The organism is Flindersiella endophytica, from assembly GCF_054779015.1.
In genome coordinates, this window is sequence record NZ_BAAGYY010000031.1 from 1 (window position 1) to 20,553 (window position 20,553).

Here is a 20,553-nt window from a genome sequence, read left to right on the forward strand (position 1 = left end):
CCAACCATGCCAACCATGCCAACCGTGCCAACCGATGAGGAGTTCCAGACCTACAACCAAGGCGTCATCAACCAGTTCCGCGCCAACCACGGCACCGTCAGCCAACCACCCTTCCCCATCCTCCTACTGACCACGACCGGGGCACGCACACGACGGCACACAACCGTGCCACTCGGCTACGCCGTCGACGACAACGGCCGCGTCTTCGTGATCGGCTCAAAAGCAGGCGCACCCAAACATCCAGCCTGGTACCACAACCTGCGAACCAACCCAACCGTCACAGTCGAACTCGGCGACAACTCCTACCAAGCCCGCGCCATCATCACCACCGGCGAGGAACGCGACCGCCTCTACCGCATCGTCTCCGACGGCACCTCCGCCTACGAACAAAACACCAACCGGACATTCCCCGTGATCATCCTCGAAGGCGTTCCCGCCCCGGACTAACGTCCTCCCCCGTATCGACGTGAGCCAGCGCTTTGTCGCGGTCGTCTGCGAGTCAGTTGATCGGATTGCCCGCGTCACGTACTTCGGCACCAAGAGTTACGGCTGTAGTACTAGTTGCTCGACGTTCTGAGGACCCGTACCGGCCCCAGGAGGCCGGAAGGAAGAAGGGGTGAATCAGCGCGGAGGACGTTCAACGACGTCCACGTGTACTTCTTCGTGGTGTTGGGCTGCAGGTCGCCGATCAGCCGGTTGGGCCACAGGTTCGTGACCTTGATCTCGAGCGTGTTCGTGCCCGGCTTCAGCGCGCCGGTGATATCAGCCTGGAAAGGCGGCGTCCACAGCACGCCGGCGGATTCGCCGTTCACCGTGACCTCGGCGATGTTCTTCACGCTCCCGAGGTCCAGCATCAGCTTGGAGCCGGGCGCGAACCATTCGGCTGGTGCGTGGATGGTCTTCGTATACGTGGCCGTGCCGGAGAAGTACTTCACTCCGGGATCGGGATGGTCGTTCCATGCGCTCAGCCTGTCGAGCGTGATGCTGGCCGGAGCACCCCGGTTGGGCTGGAACGCGACTGTCCAGGAACCATCGATCGTCCCGGCCGGCGTTTCCGTGACCTGTGGCAGCGTGCGGCCGTGCGGGGACCCGGGCTTGCGAAAGACGACGAATACAGCTTCACTCGGATCGAGGTTCAAAGGGACGGTGGTGCGCCCGTTGGCGACGCGGTACGCCGCCGGGTTGATCTCGCCGGTCACGGCGTTCCAGAGTTCGGGCGCCTTGCCGGCCAGCCGGAACGTGACGTCCACGTTCTCCGCGCGGTTCTTGCGGTTGTGCACGAAGTAGATGTCGCCATCGGAGATCTTGCGATGGGCGTAGGCCAGGGCGGTGTCGCTTCGTGGTTTGGTGTGCTCGAAGTCCGGTGAGACCTGTAGAGCGTGAAGAGCGTCGGCTGCGGACTGGCCCGCGAACACCTGGCCCTTTCCGACCTTGCGCGTCCCCTTACCGGTTCCCCACAGCGGATCGGCGATGGACTTGAGCTCGGCTTGGTTGTCGCTGTTGCTCGGGCTGTCTGTCGGCTTCGGACCGGCCACGCTCGCGCCGGCGGTCACCAGCTGGCGGATCTTCTTCAGTACGTTGAGCGGGAGGTGAACCGCGTTGTCATCGAGGACCAGCAGGCGATAGCTCATGCCGGAGCGCGTGGTGATGCGGCCGTTGGTGACGTCGATGCGGTTCAGGATCACGTCGGAGCTGGCGTAGTCGAGCGCATAGCCCTCCGGCACGTCCGGCCCTTGGTCGCCGAAGAGTGCCGTGATGTTGGAGTCTTCGCCGTAGTAGTAGAGGACGTCGGCGACGGCGCGGCCCTGCTGGAGCAGATGGCTGCTGCGCGCGAGGTAGGTGATCCACGGTTCGGCATACTCGGCCCAGGTCTCGTGGCGGGTGAACCACTGGCCGTACGCGTGTGCCAGTCCTGGAATCTTGTCGTCCACCGGCTGGTGAGGGGTGGCCTCGTAGTCGATCCGGTTGACCCCGTCGGCGAACGCGACGTCCGCAGCCGGTTTGAGCCTCTCGGGTGAGAAGGCGTACGCGTCGCTTCCGTCTTCGCCTGGCTCGGCGGGAAATGTCTCAGCCACGACCAGGTTCTGTCCATAGATATGGGCAACAGAGGCGGCTTCACGGACGTCTTCGTTGTGGGGAGGTTCCTCCCCGACCGGGTTGCCGGCCCACGCCACGCCCATCGGGACGGTGGCGGTCCGCTTCACGTCCATGCCGTCGACGACGTACTGCCGGTAGAACTCGTGTCCTTGGCTGTAGCGGCCCATACCGCGCCTGTTGAGTATGTCCGAGACCTGATCATAGGTGTACTCGGCCGTCATTTCGGCGATCGTCCTGCGGAAGTCCCAGAGGAACCGGTCGCTGGCTTCGGAGCTTTCCACGACATGACCGACCAGCACCGGGAGCCATGGCTTCATGTCGTAGCCGCGGCGCTTGGTGAACTCCGCGATCATTTCGTCGGTCCAGTTGGCCTGGCCGCGTTCCCAGTTGTCGTTGTGCAGGTAGTTCAGGCCGCGTTCGCCCATCAGCCCGCCGGTGGCTTGCTCGAACTTGTCCAGGTAGTAGTCGTAGTAGGCCTGCACGGCCGACTTGCTGAGCTTGTCCACTTCGAGGCCGGTCGCCTCGGGAGTGGTCCCGCGGTTCATGGTTCCGACGAGCGAACAGCCCAGGCGCAGGACAGCCCATTTGCCTGCCGGGGGTGTCCAGTTCAGGGTTCCGTCGGGCTCCATCGTCGACGTGAGATCGATGACGTCTTCCTTGTGCACCACGGCGTCGGCTGTGACAGCCGGCGTCGTCATCTCGTAAGTGTTTGGGGGCGTCGAGAAGGCCGCCGTCTTCTCCTCGAGGCGGTTGACCCAACCCGACGTGTGCAGGGTGAGCTCCGAGATATTGGTGGCTTGCGGAGCGGACGGACCCATCTGCCTGGCAAGAATGGCAATGCGGAAGAACTTCGCGGTCACCGGCGCGAACGAAATCGTGCACGCGCCGACCGAATAGTCAAGAACGAAGCTCGACAAGCGTAATCCAGGAAGCTCAGCGATCACCCGGAACTGCTTGCCGTCGTCGCTTACCTCCAAGGTCTGGCCCGAACTCTGGCCTGGCATCGTCAGCATTCCACGGTCGAGGTCGCCGAGGTAGATCGACAAGCCTCGAACGGTGACCGGCTTCTCGAACTCGAGTTGAATCCACGACTTCTCGCCTACTGGCGCGGGCGGAAGCAGCGTGCCATTGGCGTAATCGCCGTCGGTCAGCTTGGCCAGGTCGAAATCGCCACCGCTGGAGGTGACCTTCGGCTGCAACCCGGCCAGGGACTCGTCACTGTCCGGGAGCCGGTACGCCATCACCGCGGCGTCCGCATACCAGGGGTCCGGCAGGTTCAGTTCGGCGCCGCCAGGGGCGTCTTTGATATCCAGGTTCTGGAAAGGGCCAATGACGGTCGGCGGATGAGCTAGCTTGCCTCGGAACGGCTCGCCGCCCTCCACGCGCGTCTCGGTCCACACGAACTTCTTCATGCCCTGCGAAGGCGGGACCCAAGGGCCACCGCTGGCGGACCATCCGGGCGTGGCGGACGTGCCCATGTGGAAGCCCAGCTGGTCAGCCAGCTTGGTCGCATACCTGATGTCGTCCATCCACTGGGGCGACATGACCCCCACGCGCTCGACGATCTGTGGTGTACCCATGGCGAAGTCGGCCCGCATGAATCCACCGAAGCCGACGCGCTTCATCCACTCCAGATCCTTCTTGATGCCTTCCTGAGTTACGTTTCCGTCTCCCCAGAACCACCACGCGCGCGGTTTCGCGGTGTTCGGCGGCTCCAGGAAACCTCGTTCGAGCCGGTCGCCCCAGTTCTGCGCCCTGTTCGCAGCGCCGCCGACAGCCTGCGGTGTGGCGCATCGGCCCAGTGGCGTGACAGCCAGAGCGGCGCTTAGCTTCATCAGCGTACGGCGTTTCATCGGCCCTCCTCCACGTCGATTCACATACGGAAAAGTCACTTGCATACACAACCGGCAGCCGACGACGGGTCCGTGTGCGTGCGGGTTGGCCTAGGTCATCCCCCAGTCAACGCAGCGTGGTGTTGCCCGCACGTATGCGGCTTTCGATATGCCGACGATATGGGCCGGTTCGTAGGACCGAGGCTGGCGATCTCGTGACTGGTGAGTCCGGGCATGGTTGTCGATGCGGTGCGGCCAGGCGGTGTTCGTCGTTGTGGGTGTGGTGGCGTAGGCAGCCGTGGGGTACGCCGACCCGGCGGGTACTCGACGAGATCGAGGACCTCGACGACGACATGGACGAGGACACGCGTAAAGGCGTTCCGGCAACGGCTACGCGAGCGCTTCGCAGACCTCTCCAGGCAGCTCAAGACGAGACAGCCGAGCTAGACCAGTTCGCCGCCCAGCCCGCCCACAACGGCCGCCCGGACCCAGGCCTGCTCGACCGGCTCCCCACGCTCCGCAAGCAGCTCAGCAAGGCGCCCGAGCAGCTCCAGCGCGACCTGTACGACGCGCTGCGGCTCCAGGTCGTCTACAGCTACAGGCGCAAGGAAGCGCACCTGAAAGTAACCATCACCGATGAATCCGCCGAAACCCTGACCACCGCGACTCGCGCCACGGCAGCCGGGTTTGCGGATCTGTTGAGTGCCCCGCGGGGAGCGCCAAAGGATGGGACCTGGGCTGACCAGCAGTTTTCGGTCGGGAGCCTGATCGTTGAAGCATCCTTCGAGCTCTCGTCGGGCAGCTGACGATACTGCTCCCTGCAGGCAGTAGGGCGGTCCCGGTGAGTCGCTCATACTGCTCCCAATCCCGCCGGGGGTGTGGTGATGTGGCTGCTCGACCTGCTCGGCGTGACCACCACGGACGAGTCCGAGATCGCGGCGTGGGTCTTCCATCTGGTCTACGTCGGGTTCCCCGCATGGGGTGTTGGCCTGGCCGGGTTGACGATCATCTACTACCGCTCGACCAGGGCGGTGTGTGCGCAACACTTCGCCGACGGATGATCCGGCATGAGCGCGACGACCAGGCTCACCCACCTGGAGCCGCGAATCCGAGCGGAACTTTCGGGGCTCCCTGGGGCATGATGGCGGTATCGTTCGTACACCAGCAAGCCGTCGGGGGACGTCATGGAAATTCGCGTACTCGGCCCGCTGGAGCTGTGGTCCGGCGACCGGCGGATCGCGATCGGCGGTTTTCGCCAGTTAAGTGTGCTCGCCGTCCTCCTGCTCGAGCCCGGCCGACCGGTAGGTCAGGATCAGTTGATCGACGCGGTGTGGGGCGACGCTGCTCCAGCGGCTGCCGAATCGACACTGCATTCCTGTGTCTATCGCCTCCGTAAGGCGCTGGACGACTCCAGCGGTTCGGTACTGCGGCGTGGCCCTTTCGGCTACTCGCTGGACGTTCCGGTCGAGGGCATCGATGCCCAGCGATTCGAGGGGTTGGCTGCGGCGGGACGGCAGGCGCTGGATCACGCCGACTACGAGAATGCGGCCACGCGGCTGCGGGAGGCGCTGGGGCTCTGGCGGGGTGCGGCGTTCGCGGGCGTCGAAGCAGCCGCGGTACGCGAACAGGCAGCGGCCCTGGACAGCCTGCGACTGGATGTCACGGAGTGGCGGTTGGCGGCCGAGCTCGAGCTGGGCAACCACGCCGTCCTGCAGGGTGAGCTGACGGCGTTGACCAGCGAGAACCCTTACCGGGAACGGCTATGGGAGTTGCTGATCCTGGCGCTCTACCGATGTGGGCGGCAGGCTGATGCCCTAGAGGCATACCAGCGGGTCACCCGTCTGCTCGACGATGAGCTCGGCGTACAGCCGGGCCCAACACTACGCCAAGTGCGGCAGCAGATCCTGGCTGGTGAGCCGGAGCCCGGATCCCTGCCTGCGCCGAAGGCGCCCCCCGAGGCCGTGGTGCCACGGCTCCTGCCGGCCCGGGTACGCGACTTCATCGGCAGGGCCAAGCACCTGAAAGCGCTGGACGCGTTTCTTCCCACCGTTCCGAACGTCGGCGCCACAACGGTGGCGATCTCGGCGGTCACGGGGACCGCCGGCGTGGGCAAGACCGCGTTGGCAATCCACTGGGCACACCAGGTCGCCGACCGGTTTCCCGACGGCCAGTTGTACGTAAACCTGCACGGTTTCGGACCGTCCGGGCACAAGATGGCGGCCGGAGAAGCGCTCCGCCTGCTCTTGGATGCCCTCGGCGTGTCCGCCGATGGCGTCCCTGCCGACGTCGAGGCGCGAGCCGGTCTGTACCGGTCGCTGCTGGCCGGCAAACGCATGCTCGTCCTACTCGACAACACCGCGGACGAAGAGCAAGTCCGACCGCTGTTGCCTGCCTCGCCGGGATGCCTGGCACTGGTCACCAGCCGCAACCAACTACCAGGCCTGGTCGCGGCCGAAGCCGCACACCCCATCAACCTCAACCTGCTCACCGACACCGAGGCATACGACTTGCTGGCGCGCCGGCTCGGCCACGACCGGCTCGCCGCCGAACCAGACGCCACCCGCGAGCTGATCGACGACTGCGCCCGGCTCCCACTGGCCCTGGCGATCGTCGCGGCCCGGGCAGCAACCAATCCCGGCTATCGGCTTCGAGCGATCGCCGACCAACTGTGCGACGCCGACGACAGCCTGGAAGCGTTCACCGGCGGCGACGCGTCCACTGACCTACCCGCCGTGTTCTCCTGGTCGGTCGACCAGCTGAGCGTTGACGCCGCTCGCCTGTTCCGGCTGTTGGGCTTGAACCCAGGCACAGAGATCGGCGTGCCGGCGGCAGCCAGCCTTGCGGACGTGACGGTTCAACGCGTACGCACGCTCCTGACCGAGCTCTGCCGGGCGAACCTGCTCACCGAACCCACCCCCGGCCGCTACGCTCTCCACGACCTCCTGCGCGCCTACGCGTTCGAGCTCGTCCACACCAACGAAACAGAGACAGAGCGAAGAGCCGCTGCCACGCGCGTACTCTGCCACCACCTACACACTGCCTACGCCGCTGCTATTCGGCTCCATCCGTACCGCACTCCGATCGCGCTGGTCGAGCCGGAGCCGGGCACGATCCGCCAGGATTTGGCGGACCATGATGAGGCCTGGGCGTGGCTGAAGGCCGAGCACACCACTTTGCTCGACGCCGTTGGCCGAGCCCACGATTCGGGGTTCTACCAACTGGCCTGGCAACTGGGTCTGACGCTGGCGGACTTCCTGTACCGCACCGGCCGCTGGAAGGAGGAAGTCGTAAGCCTGCGGGTTGCGTTGGATGCCGCCCAGCGACTTGGCGACGCCGCAGGTCAAGCTCGGATCCTGGGCCTGCGATCAGGCGCCAACGACAAGCTCGAGAGGTTCGACGAGGCATACGAGGATCTCCAGCAGGCGCTCGCGCTTCACCTTGAGCTCGACGACACCGCCGAGGAAGCTCTCACCCGGCTCCATCTCGCGTCCTGGCTGGGTCGGCGTGACCGGCACCAGGAGGCGCTGGAGTCCGCGCAACAGGCTCTCCGGGTCTTCGATGTCAGTGGCCCGCCCGCCAGCCGGGCGTACGCGCTCAACCAGGTGGGCTGGCATCTCGCCCACCTTCAGGAGTACGACCAGGCCCTCGAGCGCTGCGAACAGGCTCTCGCACAAGCGCAGGAGATCGGAGACGACTACCAGCAAAGCGTGACGTTGAACAGCCTCGGCTACATACACCACCAACGCGGCGACCACCACACAGCAGTCGAGTGCTTCCAGGAAGCACTCGACTCGTTTCGCCACCTGAAGATCTCCTACCAGGAAGCCGTTACTCTCACCCAGCTAGGAGACGCTCACCTCGCACTCGGCAACACCCGCACGGCCTACGGGAGCTGGCGGAAAGCCTGGACGATCCTCGACGAGCTCGGCCACCCCGACGCCGAGCAGGCGCGCGCCAAACTGTCCGGTTGACGCGATCGGGCCACCACCGGCCGTCTGAGTATCCCGTCAGTGTCGCGTCAGAGCCGCGTCAGAAGACTCCGGCAGGCTGACAGGGACCGGCGGCCGACGGGCTGCCATGACACGGGAGGAGCGGTGGGCGCATGCCATCTCACGACAGAACGGAGTCCATGGGCTGTCCGGCCTCCTGTTGATGTACGGGTCACCCGCAATCGAAAGGATCACGATGACCGCACTGTTCGAACTCGCTCCTCGCGACGCTGGCGAAGCGACTCGCGAAGTCGACGTTGAATTCCCCGAAGGCGTCTCGCTGAACGAGAACGTCGCCTGCTACCTCACCTGCACCATCGGATGCGGGACCTCCGACTGTTGGCCATTCCAGGCCGACGACGAGGTCTGACCTGATCAACCGGCCTCGATGGTGGTGCCCGTTAGCTGCCCTATCGGCCGTTCTGGATACAGACGTGCTCGAACAGACCTCCATGAAAGGCACGGGAATGACGGTAAGCAGCGTGAAAACGTCGGCTTCTGCCATCAAGGCCACCGTTTCGGATCTGGTATCGGCCGACGGCCGGTACCAGATCCGGCGGGATACGACCTGGCTCTACGCGGACCGTCGTGGCAAGCGCCTGCCGGATCACGGTTGGAAGTTCCACATCTCGTCGCGGCTGGCGGACTTTCGCGACTTGGTCACTGTGCTGGTGCCGTTCCTGCTTGAACATGGCTGCGCCTTCAAACTAGCCCGCTCGCTTCGGGTGCTGGGCGAGCTCAACGACGGTTCGTCCGCGCCGCCGAGCGTGGGGAAAGCGGTCACCATCTACCCCGACCAGGACCGGGTCGCGCAGCTGGGTACCGTCCTTGTGGAACTGCTCCGCGGCCGGGTTGGGCCCCGGATACTCAGCGATCGCCGGGTGGCACCCGACGCCCCGGTGTACTACCGGTACGGCCCGTTCCGAACCACCCTTGTGGCCAATGGGATCGGAAACCTCACCTCGATAATGGTCGGTCCTACCGGCGAGAGTTTCGAGGGGTGGGCGACGACCACCTACCAGCAGCCGCCCTGGGCCACCGATCCATTCCGGCCGGCAACGGGCAGCGGCGGCGGCCCGGCGGCCGCATCCGGCCAGCCCGCCCGGCTGGGACTCCACTATGAGCCGTACAGGGGGATGGCGGAATCGGCACGCGGCAACGTTTACGCCGCCACCGATCTGCGCACTGGCGAGACGGTCGTGGTGAAGCAGGCGCGGGCCTACGTCGCGGAGTCAACTGACGGCGGCGACGCTCGGACTCAGCTGCGAAACGAACGCTTCGTCCTGAACGCACTGCATGACGTCCCCGGTGTGGCCCGGTTTCGCGATCATTTCCGGCATGGTGAGGACGAGTACTTGGTCACCTCGTTCGACGGGAAACTCAGCTTGTCCAAGGAGATCACGCGCAACGGGCAGTATGCGCCCATCGACGGGCCCGACCACGCTACCCACCCGCCGAAACTCGGCGAGTCCCGCTGCCTCGACGCCCTCGCCCACCGACTCGCCCGAACGTTGCGCGAAATACACGCCCGGGGATACCTGTTGCGCGACCTGAGCCCGAAGAATCTGATCGTCAGCGAAACCGGCGACGAGGTCACCTTCATCGACTTCGGGCACTGCAATCACCACGACGTAACGATAAAGGGCGGCACCAAGGGATACGCCCCGGCACGGCAGTTCGCGGATGAACCCGCCGAGCCACGAGACGACCTGCACGCCTTCGGTATGACGCTGTTCGCCGCCACGATCGGTGCCGAGCCACCCGTCGACGAGGACGATCCGGACGCCTCACGCGTGATGGCGCTGGACATGCTCGACCGCATCCACTCCGACGAGCCGCCGCCGGTCGTCGCCGCGGTGATCGACCTGCTGTCCGCCGATCCCGAAACCATGGCGGCCGCGTTTACCGCCCTCGCGGACGGACGCCTGCCCACAGACACCCGGCGATCCCGGCGCCGTCGCCCTACCGGTCACCGCCACGGATCGGACACCACCGCACTGGTCGACCGCGTCCTCACCCAGCTGGTGTCCCGCACCAACCAGGCACTCGACGACAACCGCGATCCGGATCCCGGTGTCTACCGTGGTGCCGCGGGCGTCGGACTGTGTCTGCTGCCGCACCTCGACCGCCCGAATGTCGCCGACACCGTGGCACGGCTCGCCAGATTCAGTACGCGGACCGCCGCCCAGCTGCAACTGCGACCGGGGTTGCACCTGGGCACCACCGGAGTGGAACTCTTCCTGCGACGCGCCATCGCCGCAGGCGTAACGGCGACACCGCTGGCGCCGAAACAGCTGTTCGGAAAACCCACTGACACTCTCGATGACGAAGACATCATCAATGGCGCTTCCGGTGTCGGCCTAGGCCACCTGCTGTTGAACGACCTGGACCCACGTCCGGAACACGAGGACATGGTCCGGCGCTGCGCCGAATCGCTCAACGAACACTACGGTGCCGCGGCAATCGTTCCCGTGGATGACGTCTCGGTGCCCGGGCGCGACACCGCCATCGGGGTCTCCCACGGCCACGCCGGGGTGGTCGAGTTCCTCCGGCACCGGTACCGCCGAGCCCCCTCCGACGAGGCGCTACGACAACTCGCCACCCGGCTGGCGGCGCTCACCAGGCAGGTGACGCAATTCGTGACGGCGTCAGCAAAACCCAACGCCGTCCCACTGTGCACGTCGTGGTGCCGCGGCATGTCCGGGATGGGTCGGGTGTTGCTGGCCGCAGGACGCCAACTGGGTGACGGCTCAGTTGTCGACCTGGCCGTGGCCTGCGCCGACGGCTGTCTGCGTTGGCTGCCCCAAATCGCCACGGCCGGCCAGTGCTGTGGCGTGGCGGGCATCGGCGAACTGTTTTGCGATCTCAGCTCGCATGATGACCGGTTCCTCGCCGCCGCCGAGTCCGCCACCACCCAACTGTTGCTCCTTCACGCCGACACGCCCCCAACCCCACCGACCCGCAACCACGTACAGCCCGGAAGCATGTCGTGGGCCAGTGGCGCCGCCGGCGTCCTCAGCTTCCTCACCCGCTTCCGCGACCTCACCTCCAGCGATATCGCGACCGGCCCGTTCTGAGCCGTCAGCCGGAGGTACCTGACATGTATTCCAGCAAGCATGCGGTAGTGATCGCCGGTGGCGGTCCAACCGGGATGATGCTGGCGGGCGAGCTGGCGTTGGCGGGGATCGACGTCGCCATCGTCGAGCGGCGCCACAGCCAGGACCTTCCCGAATCCCGCGCGGGAGGTTTGCACTCCCGTACCATCGAGGTTTTCGATCAGCGTGGAATCGCTGATCGGTTCCTGCAGCGCGGAAAGATGTCCCAGCTCGTGGGTTTCGCCACGACTTCATTGGACGTCAGCTGCTTTCCCACCAGGCACAACTACATGCTCGGCCTGTGGCAGAACCGCATCGAGCACGAGCTGGCCGGCTGGGTCGAAGAGCTTGACGTACCGATCCTTCGCGGATGTGAAGTAACCGGGTTCGAGCAGGACGACACCGGTGTCGACCTCGAGGTATCCGACCGTGAGCCGCTGAGGGCCGAATATCTCGTCGGGTGCGACGGCGGACGCAGCCTCATCCGCAAGACCGCCGGCATCGATTTCCCGGGATGGGATCCGACCTTCAGCTGCCTGATCGCCGAGGTCAGGGTCGACAAGATGCCGGAATGGCTATCCCGCCAACCCGATACGGGTGACCGTTCTTCCACTGGATCGGCGGACGGGACACCAGTACGTCTCGTGGTGCCCGAACCGCACGTCAAACCCTCGGGTGAGGCGACTCTGCGTGAACTCAGCGAAACGCTCATCGCCGCGCACAGCACGGACTACGGAGTGCACAACCCCAAGCGGATCACCCGGTTCACCGACACCACCCGGCAGGCGGCGTCGTACCGTGACCGGCGAGTGCTGCTGGCCGGTGATGCCGCGCACGTGCACGCTCCGGTGGGCGGCCAGGGCATCAACCTCGGAGTGCAGGACGCGGTCAACCTGGGTTGGAAACTGGCTCAAGTCGTCAAGGAAACCTCACCGGAACCTCTCCTGGACACCTACCACACCGAGCGACATTCGGTGGCCGCCCGGGTGCTGCGCAACACGATGGCCCAAACCGCGCTCCTCCGCCAAGACGAACGCACCCAAGCGCTGCGCGATATCACCTACGAACTGTTGCGCCTGCACGAGCCGCGCCAACGGGTCGCGGCGACGATGTCTGGTTTGGACATCCACTACGACCTCGGCGAGGGACACCCACTGCTCGGGCGCCGCATGCCCGACCTCGACCTGATCACCGCCGATGGTCCACAACGAACCTTCAACCTGCTGCACCAGGCCCGACCGGTGCTGCTGAACCTCGGCGACACCGGCGGCTTCGACATCACACCATGGGCAGACCGGGTTCGAGCCTTCGATGCCAAACACGCCGGCACCTGGGAACTACCGGTCCTAGGCGAGATCGCCGCCCCCGCCGCCGTTCTGATCCGCCCGGACGGATACGTCGCCTGGGCCGGAGACCTCACCGACCCACGGCTTCCCGACGCGCTGACCGCATGGTTCGGGGGTCCACGGGCACGGTAGGTCCACTCGCCGCATCCAGTGCGCAAACAAGCATGCGAAACCTCCCGCACCGGCACAAGCCCCGACCAACCTCAAGCATCTGCGAAGAACGAACAGTCAAGCATGTCCTGAGCCCTACAACCCCAGCTGGCGCGGCCAGAAGCGATGCGTCAGGCAACGATGCCACAGCTCCGGCGCCGAGACACCGTCAAAGCCATGCGGCCACGCCGTCGAGATCCTCGGCCACGACAGCTGGAGTAATCGTCGTTGACCCATCTCCCCCTGACCGACCCGGATACACTGCGGATCGCTGAACTGAGAAGCCCACCGCGTGCGGGCGTTCCCGTCAACAGCGCGCTCAGCTCCCAACGTGCCCTGCTGGCCGTCTCCGTCTCCACGCTCGAAGCTGTGACCGGCTTGTTCAAGCCAGGTTCTGACCGTGCGCTCTTTGTGCGGGTAGAGGGCTCAGCGATACCGCCAGCAGAGCAATCGATGCCAGGATGTCGACGATCACGCGAAGATGTCATCGGAAATGGCCGATCGTGGGGAACTACTTGATCGTCCACAGTCGATCCTTGGGCGGACGAATTCCGCGGAGTGACCCCAACGGCCGTCGAGTTCGACCTCCGCCCCTCGTGTTCGGCGGCAATCTGGTCACGCAGGACACGGGTGTGACTGTGAGACATGACCGTACACATCGCACAGCGAGACCCGGCGCCTTGTGTACTCCGGGTCTCGGTCATGGTGGTGAGCGCTCGGTGGGTGATTCAGACGCCGCCAACGCTCAACGCCGTCCACGGCGGATACGGATCTCCCCAACCAGGGCTGACGAGGACGTTCCGCCCGGTGCAGTCCTGCCCCTCCCAGATCCGCTGGGGCCGGCTTGACCGGTTGTAGTAGGAATTGCCGTAGATACCCATGTTGGTGCACTGGCCGGAGGGCACGGCATCTGCCATCACCATGCCCCCGTTGTAGCCGTTCTGGGACCAGAAACAGACAGTGCCATCAACCCAGCAGTCCTGGAAGTCACGAGGCTGCTGTGTGCTCGCCGAAGCCGGTGCGCCGACGCCGACCATGGCCGCAAGCACGATCGCTGCGGCCGCTCCGAATGCCTTTACTCTCAACGATGCTCCTTTCAAGTGCGGACACGCTGCCTGCCGATATACGACGGCGGTCCCGCTGCGGACTTGTTTGTCGGCTGGCAGCTTCACATCGAGGTCTGACGCGCCTCTGACGTGAGACTGATGCAGATCTCACACGCAACTCAGCAAACGGCCTCACCAGCAACGATGCCGCCTCAACAGTTGCGGTTCCCGGCCGTTCACTGGGGATCGCCACCGAAAGCCGAATCTAGGCTTCTGGCGAGGTGGTCATGGGGGTGGTCCGATCAACTCGTCCGCAGCATGGGGCGTGAGATCTGCGGTCATGCCCGAGAGTGCGGCGGCGAACTTGAAGTCGCCGCCGACCACACGGTCCCAGGACAGCCGCATGGCGGCGACGATCAGACCGTGCAGGCTGGAGGAGGCGATCGCGGCGCAGGACCCGATCTGGGTGATCACGTCGTCCACCGAGCGGCTCGTGTCGATGGTGGTGTCGATCACCAGGTCGGACCACGGGAACGACCGGGTGTCGGTGTAGCGCCGCACGACACCGACCTGGCGCCGCACGACCGGGCGCTGCCACAACCCGGTACGAGCAGGCCGGGGTCGCCGAGCACCACGCCGGGCAGGCCAATCCTGCCTGCGGTGAGCGAGCCTCGAACGGCGCGCACGTCCAGCCTGGGGACGTCACACGGCTTGCCTTGCTGGAGCCCAGCTCCCCAGACGCTCGTGCCGGGGTGGGCAGAGGCGGCAGCGACTTCCAGCACCGACCCACACGCGATCAACTCAGCGTCTCCCAACCCGGCGCGGCGAACCCGATAGCCCAGGTGGGAAAGGATCTCCGGGCCAAGCTCTTCCCGAAGTTCCCAGCCTCGGGTCGGATCCATTCCCAGACCGCGAGCTCGCCACGACCCACAAGCAATCCTCTTCGACTTGGGTGGAGTTCTCGACTCGATCTACGGTTTGCGGCCGCGTCGGGCGGAGTAGAAGCGGTGCTCGGCATACACCGGCCGTCGTAGGGCGCGGTGTTCGCGGGGCCCGTCCATCCGTAGGCGGGTGGAACGCCGGCGAGAGCAGCAGGAGCGCACCTGTGCGTCGCCACGCCGGATGCAGCACACGAATCCGTTCGGGCGCGTGACTGTAGGCGACAGCAAGCCGATGTCCTGGCGTGCAGGCCATCGCGGCGTTCTGAGGACGCCCAGCGGTGTGCGGGGACTCGCTGACCCAGAACCCCGCTTCCATGAAGGCCGCGCCATCGAGCGGGCGGATGCAGAGCATGTCGGCAACCAGATAGACCCCGCCGTGACAGCGCAGGATCTCCACCCGAGCGACATCGGCAGCGCCATGCCAGCACTGCTCGGCGACGTACCGGTCGAACAGGCGGCAGTCAGGCCGCCATGCCAACTCAGCCGGGTTGTTGAGCTCGGTCCAGTCCAGAGCCAGTGTGTCCACGTCGGGTGAGCGGTACGCCAAGTGTCGATCAACTCGCCAGGTGCCGGGTCCGGGCCGATCCAGATCTGGTGGATCAGGCGCGGCACCACAGGCAACCTCCGGATAGGCGATGGGCCAGGGATATGCAGACGCGGCGTGCACCTCGTATGGCGTCTTCACGTGTGTTCTCTGGAGGGCGTTAGAGCCGCGTCAGAGCCGCGTCAGAGGATGTCCGCACAGTTGAGTCAGCACCGGCAAAAGGTGCGTTCCTACTACGGGGAGGTGGACAATGCCCGCGTACAACGTGGCGAACATCGTCAAGATCAGCGAGCTTATGACCGACGTCGCTGAGGCGTTGGGGAACGCCGGTACCGAGTTCATCCGGAGTCAATCAGACTGGGGCCTGCCGCTGGCCCCCGAGGACGCGGAGAAGTGGGACTTCGTCTTCAGCGGCATGGCAAGCTCGCTGTCTACGGCTGCCACCCGGGTCGGCCTCGCGGCACTGGCCTTGAAGGCGGTCGCCGACAGGTACGGGCAAGCCGAGGCGACCGCGGAGGCCGCCCTGACCGACATCCTCAACGGCATCGAGTGACCAACCTGGGGGAATGATGACTGACGCCTACAAGACCGACGCCGAGTTCGACGCCACCTTCGAGAAGAAGGTGAACGACGTCTTCAATGCCGCGTGGGACGCCTACAGCGGTCTGCAGTTCGGCGATCTCGATGTGATCAAGCAACCGTACGCTGGTTATCGGAGGTTCGCTGGCGGCAGTACCGATGCCGCCGACAGGATGCGCATAGCCTTTGACGAACGCATAATCCCTGCCCTGGCGTCGGTCGCGGTCGACGACCTGCACACGCCCATCATGACCATCCGGGAATCCTACCTGGATGGTTGGGAGGGCCCTGCCGCTGACGCGTTCATCGCCTATCTCGACCTATTGGAGCCCGCTCTTCAGCATCTGCACGACAGCTTCGTCGCGATGCGAGGCCTGATGGAGTGCAAACGTTCCCTTCTGATAGCCAAACGTGCCCAAATACTTGGTATCTGCGGCCAGGAGCGCGCCGCGATCCGCGAGGACGAAACGACCCTGGATGAAGCGGTCGACACCATCCTGAGCGGAGCGCTGGATGCCGCCTTCGCAGGCGCGGTGGGCGTTGTTTCAGGTGGTCCGGTCGCGGGCGCTGCCGGAGCCGCCGCAGCGCTCGGTACCCACCTCACTAAAGCGATCGTGGACTTCGTCAGCAACGATGCGGGCGCGATCGCCGAATCGACAGCCTCCGCCTTCGACGATCTGAAGACGCAAGTAGAGATGGAACAAGAAGAAATCAACGCAGGGATCAAAACGCTCAGAAACAAGCTCGTTGACGACCCCAACAGCCTCCTACCACCTCCGATTGAAACACCCCAATAAGTAGCAAGCCTCCCGGCGTCATACCTACGCCAGTTCAGAACGGCATAGCGATCCAAGACACGTTCCTCAAACTCCCAGCCTCGAGCGCATGTTCTGTTTCGCGCAGGCTTTGTGCGGACAGAGCAGCCGCAGCATAGGTGTCGAAGTCGGCTCCGGGATGTAAGCCCAGCAGGCGGAACAGCCGCTGCTGCTTCGCGTCGAGCAGGTCGTACGACAGCCGGAACGCGCCCGCGACGCTACGGCGGCCGGTTTCGAGATGGGCGAGCCGCTCGTGCTTGTCGCGCGAGGACGAAGCGGCTCTCAGCAGTACCTTCAAGGCGCTGGAAAGGGCGATGGTCGACACCAACCAGGAGAGCATGCTCCCGCATCAACCCAACGGCGTGCCCCAGATCGACGAACGGAGCAGATGAGAGCGCCGTGAGCGGGCCGGGCGAGGATGGGATGAGCTTCGAGATCGACGCAGCCATCGGGCAGGTTTGGCGAGCCCTGCCGACGATGACACCCAGCTCGACGAGGAAGACGCAGAGCTGTGCGCGGCCTGCACCCGACAGCCCTGCGCGTCACCGCAATGGCGCCGGGTGACCGAACGCATCGCCGCCGGAGAGTTCTCCTAGCTGGATGTCGCGCTTGGGGACGGTCGCGGCGGACCCAGATGTGAAGGCCGCAGTCGTGGCCGACCGTGAGGCCTACCTGCCGCTTCAGTGAGGAACAGGTGGAGCAGGACAAGAGTGCGGAACGGGCGGCGGACGGCTCAACCGGATAGCTTCGCGCGCACTTGGTCGGCGTCGGCGTGGCCGAGCTCGTCGAGGATCGTCAGTGCCTGTTGCCAAATCCCACATGCGCCGCTGCGGTCGCCGGCCGCGAGCACAGTGTCGCCAAGGTGGTCGAGCACGTCCGCCTCCTGAAATCCGTTGCGGGCACTGCGGTACAGCGCCAATGCCTGCTCGAAGCACTCGACGGCAGCCTCGTAGTCGCCGAGGTGGTGGTGAATGTAGCCAAGGCTGTCGAGCGCGCCGGCCTGACTTTGCTCATCGCCAAGCCCTTTCAGCTGAGCCAGCGCCTGCTGGCAACAGTTCTGCGCATCCTCATACTCGCCGAGCTTCGCGAGCACCCAGCCGAGTTGGTTGAGTGTCTTGGCCTCGCCCGCCCGGTCACCGACGAGCCGGTATTGCTCGACTGTCTGGCGCGAGTATCGCAGCGCCTCCCGATAGCGGCCGCCGCTCAAGAGCGTGTGCGCGAGGGTTTGCGTGGTCAACGCCAGGTCGGTGGGATCGTTCACGTCCGCGGCGAGCGCCAGCGCCTGGCGGAGTTCGGCCAACGCGTCCTCTAGGCGTCCCAGCCGCCCGAGCGCACTGGCCAGGATTCGATGAGCCCGTGCTTGCACCGGCGGGTCGGCGAGACGCCTGCCCGCTTCGACGGCCAATCGCAGGGTATGCGCCTGGTCCTGCCAGTGACCATTTCTGTACAGGAAGTCCCCGAGCGCCCAGGCGAGCTGCCAGACATGCACATCGAAGCTGACTTCGGCGGCGCCCTCGACTGCTTCGATCAGGGTCGCGCGCTCGGTTTCGAACCATTCCCATGCCTCGTCGCGGTCCGCAAACAGTTCCGGGGTAGCGCCGGGCCCGGGCTCAGACAGCACGAACCTCCCGCGATGTGGATCGAGTTGTTTGGCGGCCAGGTAAGCGGTGTGGAGGTAGTGGTCGAGAATTCTCCTGGTCGCGGCTCTCTGATCGGCCTCTGGTTCCTGGGTCGTGGCGAGCTCGTAGGCGTACGCGCACAGCAGGTCGTGGAAGACGTACCGCCCAGGGGTCAGCTCGATCAACAGGTGCGCATCGCACAGTTCGGCCAGCAGCGGCCGCACCCCCTCGACAGGAACGCCAGCCAGGCTGGCCGTCGCCGGAACGCCGATCTCGGTGCCAGGATCCAAGCCCAGCAAGCGGAACAGCCGCGCGGCCGCCGGCGTCACCTGGTCGAGCGACCACGAGAACACAACCCGCAGGTCGGTAACCGGGTCGGTTCCGCTGAACGCGTCGAGGTTCTCGTCCTCGCCGAGCTGCGCCGCGATCGAACGCAACGAGAAGTCCGGGCTCGTGGCCGCCCGCGCGGCGACGATCGCCAGCGCCAGCGGCAGCCGGGCACAGCGCTCGACCAGATCGCCCACCGCCGACGGTTCGGCCGCCAGCCGGTCGTACCCGAGCCTGCGCACCAGCAGCAGCTCGGCGTCGGCGTCGCTGAGGAGGCCGAGGCCGATCGGATAGGCCGCCTCCGCCGCGACCAGCCCCTGCAGCCGGCTTCGGCTGGTCACCAACACCATGCAGCCGACGGACGCCGGGAGCAACGGGCGTACCTGATCCTCGTCGACGGCGTTGTCGAGGACGACCAGCATCTTCCGGTCGGCGAGCATCGAACGGTAGAGATCGGTCTGCGCGTCCAGGGCGGCCGGGACGCGCTCCGCCGGTACGCCCAGCGCGTCGAGGAACCGGCGCACCACCTCACCCACCGGCAGCGGGTGCCCTGCCAAGCTGAAGCCGCGCAGGTCGACGTACAGCTGCCCGTCGCGAAAGCGGTCGGCCACCTGGTGCGCCCAGTGCACCGCCAAGGCCGTCTTGCCGACGCCGGCCGCCCCCGCCACCGCCGCGATCGGCATCGCGCCGTCCTCGCTCGCCGCCAGCAGTCCATGCAGCAGCTTCAGCTGCTTGTCCCGCCCGGTGAAATCGCGAACGCGCGCAGGGAGCATCCTCGGCACGACACGCAGCTGGCCGCGCCCGGCCACGGCCGGTGCCTCGAGGTCCGGCGCGCCCGCCAGGATCCGCTGCTGCAGGTCGCGCACCGTCCGGCTCGGCTGGATCCCCAGCTCGTCGTCCAGCAGGCGATAGAGCCGCTGGTACGTCTCCAGCGCCGCCGCCTGCCGGCCGGAACGGTACAGCGCCGTCATCAGCAAGCCCCAGAGCCCTTCCCTGTAAGGGTGTTCGCCGACCAGCCCCTCCAGCTCCCCGAGCACCGCCTGATGCCCGCCCAGTTCCAGCTCGGCGGCCAGGCACCATTGGGTAGCGTCCAGCCTTAGCTCATCCAAGCAGGCGGCGCGCTCGCGGACCGCGGCTGCTTCAATCCCCGCGAACGCCGCACCGTGCCAGAGCCCGAGCGCCGCCCGCAACCGGGCCGCGGCCTCCTGGTGGTCAGCGTCGTCCAAAGCCTGCCGGCCCGCGGCGGCCAGCTGTTCGAACCGGTGTCCGTCGACGGCGTCGACGGACACGTCCAACAGGTAGCCGGACGCTCCACGCCGCAGGGCGGCACCGCCTATGGTCTCGTCCAGTGCCTTACGGATCCGGTACACACAGGAGTGCAGCATCGCTACGGCCGACGCGGGAGTCGCCTCGCCCCACACCGCGTCGATCAACTGATCCTGACTGACCGGCCGGCCCGGCTGGAGCAGCAACATGCCCAGCACTGTCAACTGGCGGGTACCACTGATCTCCAGCCGCCGCCCACCAGCCCATAATTCCAACGGGCCAAGTACGCGAACCTCCATGACGCCCCCGGGCGGCTCATCGGCATGCAACGACACGATCTATCATGCCGTAAAGGCGCCACACCGATCCTGCCCAGGTGTCGTGCTGATAGGAAGCCCGCCAACGCGAGATGCCCTGCGGCCTCCTCGGCCCGTCCTGCCGCGGCACCGGAGCGCCGTGGCCGGACCAGCTAGCAGTGATCTGTGCGTTGACCTCAGATCAGCGGTCGCTGACTTGAGCCGCACGGGCACCGCCGCATCGGACGGAATGTGGGTGCCGCGCGGCGGAGTGGCCTGGTCGTAGCGCACGTCGCCGAGCCAGCCAACGCCACTGGCGGAATGTCATTGCCGCGGTCGAGACTGGCGGCCGCTCGGAGCCCCGCAGCCGCTACCAGTACGCGGTGACACCGTAACCCATTACGACCTCAGTTGGCGGATGGCCGGTCCAGCACATGGCGGGACCACCAAAGGATGGGACCTGGCCTGACCAGCGCTTCTCCGCAGGCAGCCTGGCGATCCAGGCCAGCTTCGAGCTCCCAAATCGCGTCTGACGATGGACCCAGGTGACTGCGGCCCAAACGCAACGAGGGTCCCCCAGCTCGGGCGAAGCACAGCCGCGACCAGAGTCG

The 20,553-nt window shown here is 66.0% G+C and carries 14 protein-coding genes; 9 read left to right on the plus strand and 5 right to left on the minus strand.

From position 1 onward, the window contains the following. The first annotated feature begins 15 nt into the window (after positions 1 to 15). The gene (locus ACYVF6_RS35715) at positions 16 to 447 is read left to right on the plus strand and encodes a nitroreductase/quinone reductase family protein (protein WP_460527981.1); all 432 of its coding nucleotides are present in this window, start codon (positions 16 to 18) and stop codon (positions 445 to 447) included. Between the two features lie 110 nt (positions 448 to 557). On the opposite strand, the gene ACYVF6_RS35720 is transcribed toward ACYVF6_RS35715, so the two are convergent. Further along, positions 558 to 3,950, minus strand: a complete 3,393-nt coding sequence (locus ACYVF6_RS35720; RefSeq protein WP_460527983.1) for a glycosyl hydrolase family 2 protein — start codon at positions 3,948 to 3,950, stop codon at positions 558 to 560. A gap of 332 nt (positions 3,951 to 4,282) precedes the next feature. Here ACYVF6_RS35720 and ACYVF6_RS35725 point away from each other — a divergent pair, with 332 nt between their 5' ends. From ACYVF6_RS35725 to ACYVF6_RS35750, 6 genes are all read left to right on the plus strand, one after another. After that, positions 4,283 to 4,735, plus strand: a complete 453-nt coding sequence (locus tag ACYVF6_RS35725; protein WP_460527985.1) for a hypothetical protein — start codon at positions 4,283 to 4,285, stop codon at positions 4,733 to 4,735. A gap of 78 nt (positions 4,736 to 4,813) precedes the next feature. Then, positions 4,814 to 4,990 carry a hypothetical protein gene (locus tag ACYVF6_RS35730; protein WP_460527987.1) on the plus strand — a complete coding sequence of 59 codons (177 nt, stop codon included), beginning with the start codon at positions 4,814 to 4,816 and terminating at the stop codon, positions 4,988 to 4,990. 123 nt (positions 4,991 to 5,113) lie between these two features. After that, positions 5,114 to 7,900, plus strand: coding sequence for an AfsR/SARP family transcriptional regulator (locus ACYVF6_RS35735; RefSeq protein ID WP_460527989.1), 2,787 nt, complete (start codon positions 5,114 to 5,116; stop codon positions 7,898 to 7,900). Positions 7,901 to 8,114: 214 nt separating this feature from the next. Beyond that, the gene (locus ACYVF6_RS35740; protein WP_460527991.1) at positions 8,115 to 8,288 is read left to right on the plus strand and encodes a hypothetical protein; all 174 of its coding nucleotides are present in this window, start codon (positions 8,115 to 8,117) and stop codon (positions 8,286 to 8,288) included. A gap of 64 nt (positions 8,289 to 8,352) precedes the next feature. After that, positions 8,353 to 10,995, plus strand: coding sequence for a class III lanthionine synthetase LanKC N-terminal domain-containing protein (locus ACYVF6_RS35745; RefSeq protein WP_460527993.1), 2,643 nt, complete (start codon positions 8,353 to 8,355; stop codon positions 10,993 to 10,995). Positions 10,996 to 11,018: 23 nt separating this feature from the next. Continuing rightward, positions 11,019 to 12,491 carry an FAD-dependent monooxygenase gene (locus tag ACYVF6_RS35750; RefSeq protein WP_460527995.1) on the plus strand — a complete coding sequence of 491 codons (1,473 nt, stop codon included), beginning with the start codon at positions 11,019 to 11,021 and terminating at the stop codon, positions 12,489 to 12,491. A gap of 746 nt (positions 12,492 to 13,237) precedes the next feature. Here the strand turns inward: ACYVF6_RS35750 and ACYVF6_RS35755 are convergent. Together ACYVF6_RS35755 and ACYVF6_RS35760 are read right to left on the minus strand one after the other, a co-directional pair. Next, positions 13,238 to 13,594, minus strand: a complete 357-nt coding sequence (locus tag ACYVF6_RS35755; RefSeq protein WP_460527997.1) for a peptidase inhibitor family I36 protein — start codon at positions 13,592 to 13,594, stop codon at positions 13,238 to 13,240. Positions 13,595 to 13,840: 246 nt separating this feature from the next. After that, the gene (locus ACYVF6_RS35760; protein ID WP_460527999.1) at positions 13,841 to 14,137 is read right to left on the minus strand and encodes a hypothetical protein; all 297 of its coding nucleotides are present in this window, start codon (positions 14,135 to 14,137) and stop codon (positions 13,841 to 13,843) included. A gap of 1,153 nt (positions 14,138 to 15,290) precedes the next feature. On the opposite strand from ACYVF6_RS35760, the gene ACYVF6_RS35765 reads away from it, so the two are divergent. Both ACYVF6_RS35765 and ACYVF6_RS35770 read left to right on the plus strand, forming a co-directional pair. Continuing rightward, positions 15,291 to 15,593 carry a hypothetical protein gene (locus tag ACYVF6_RS35765; protein ID WP_460528001.1) on the plus strand — a complete coding sequence of 101 codons (303 nt, stop codon included), beginning with the start codon at positions 15,291 to 15,293 and terminating at the stop codon, positions 15,591 to 15,593. A 13-nt stretch (positions 15,594 to 15,606) separates the two neighbouring features. After that, positions 15,607 to 16,416: a hypothetical protein gene (locus ACYVF6_RS35770; protein WP_460528003.1), complete on the plus strand. Its 810-nt coding sequence runs from the start codon at positions 15,607 to 15,609 to the stop codon at positions 16,414 to 16,416. 34 nt (positions 16,417 to 16,450) lie between these two features. Here the strand turns inward: ACYVF6_RS35770 and ACYVF6_RS35775 are convergent, their stop codons facing one another. Together ACYVF6_RS35775 and ACYVF6_RS35780 are read right to left on the minus strand one after the other, a co-directional pair. After that, positions 16,451 to 16,762, minus strand: coding sequence for a hypothetical protein (locus ACYVF6_RS35775; protein WP_460528005.1), 312 nt, complete (start codon positions 16,760 to 16,762; stop codon positions 16,451 to 16,453). Positions 16,763 to 17,167: 405 nt separating this feature from the next. Then, positions 17,168 to 19,981, minus strand: a complete 2,814-nt coding sequence (locus ACYVF6_RS35780; RefSeq protein ID WP_460528007.1) for an AfsR/SARP family transcriptional regulator — start codon at positions 19,979 to 19,981, stop codon at positions 17,168 to 17,170. Positions 19,982 to 20,553: the final 572 nt, after the last annotated feature.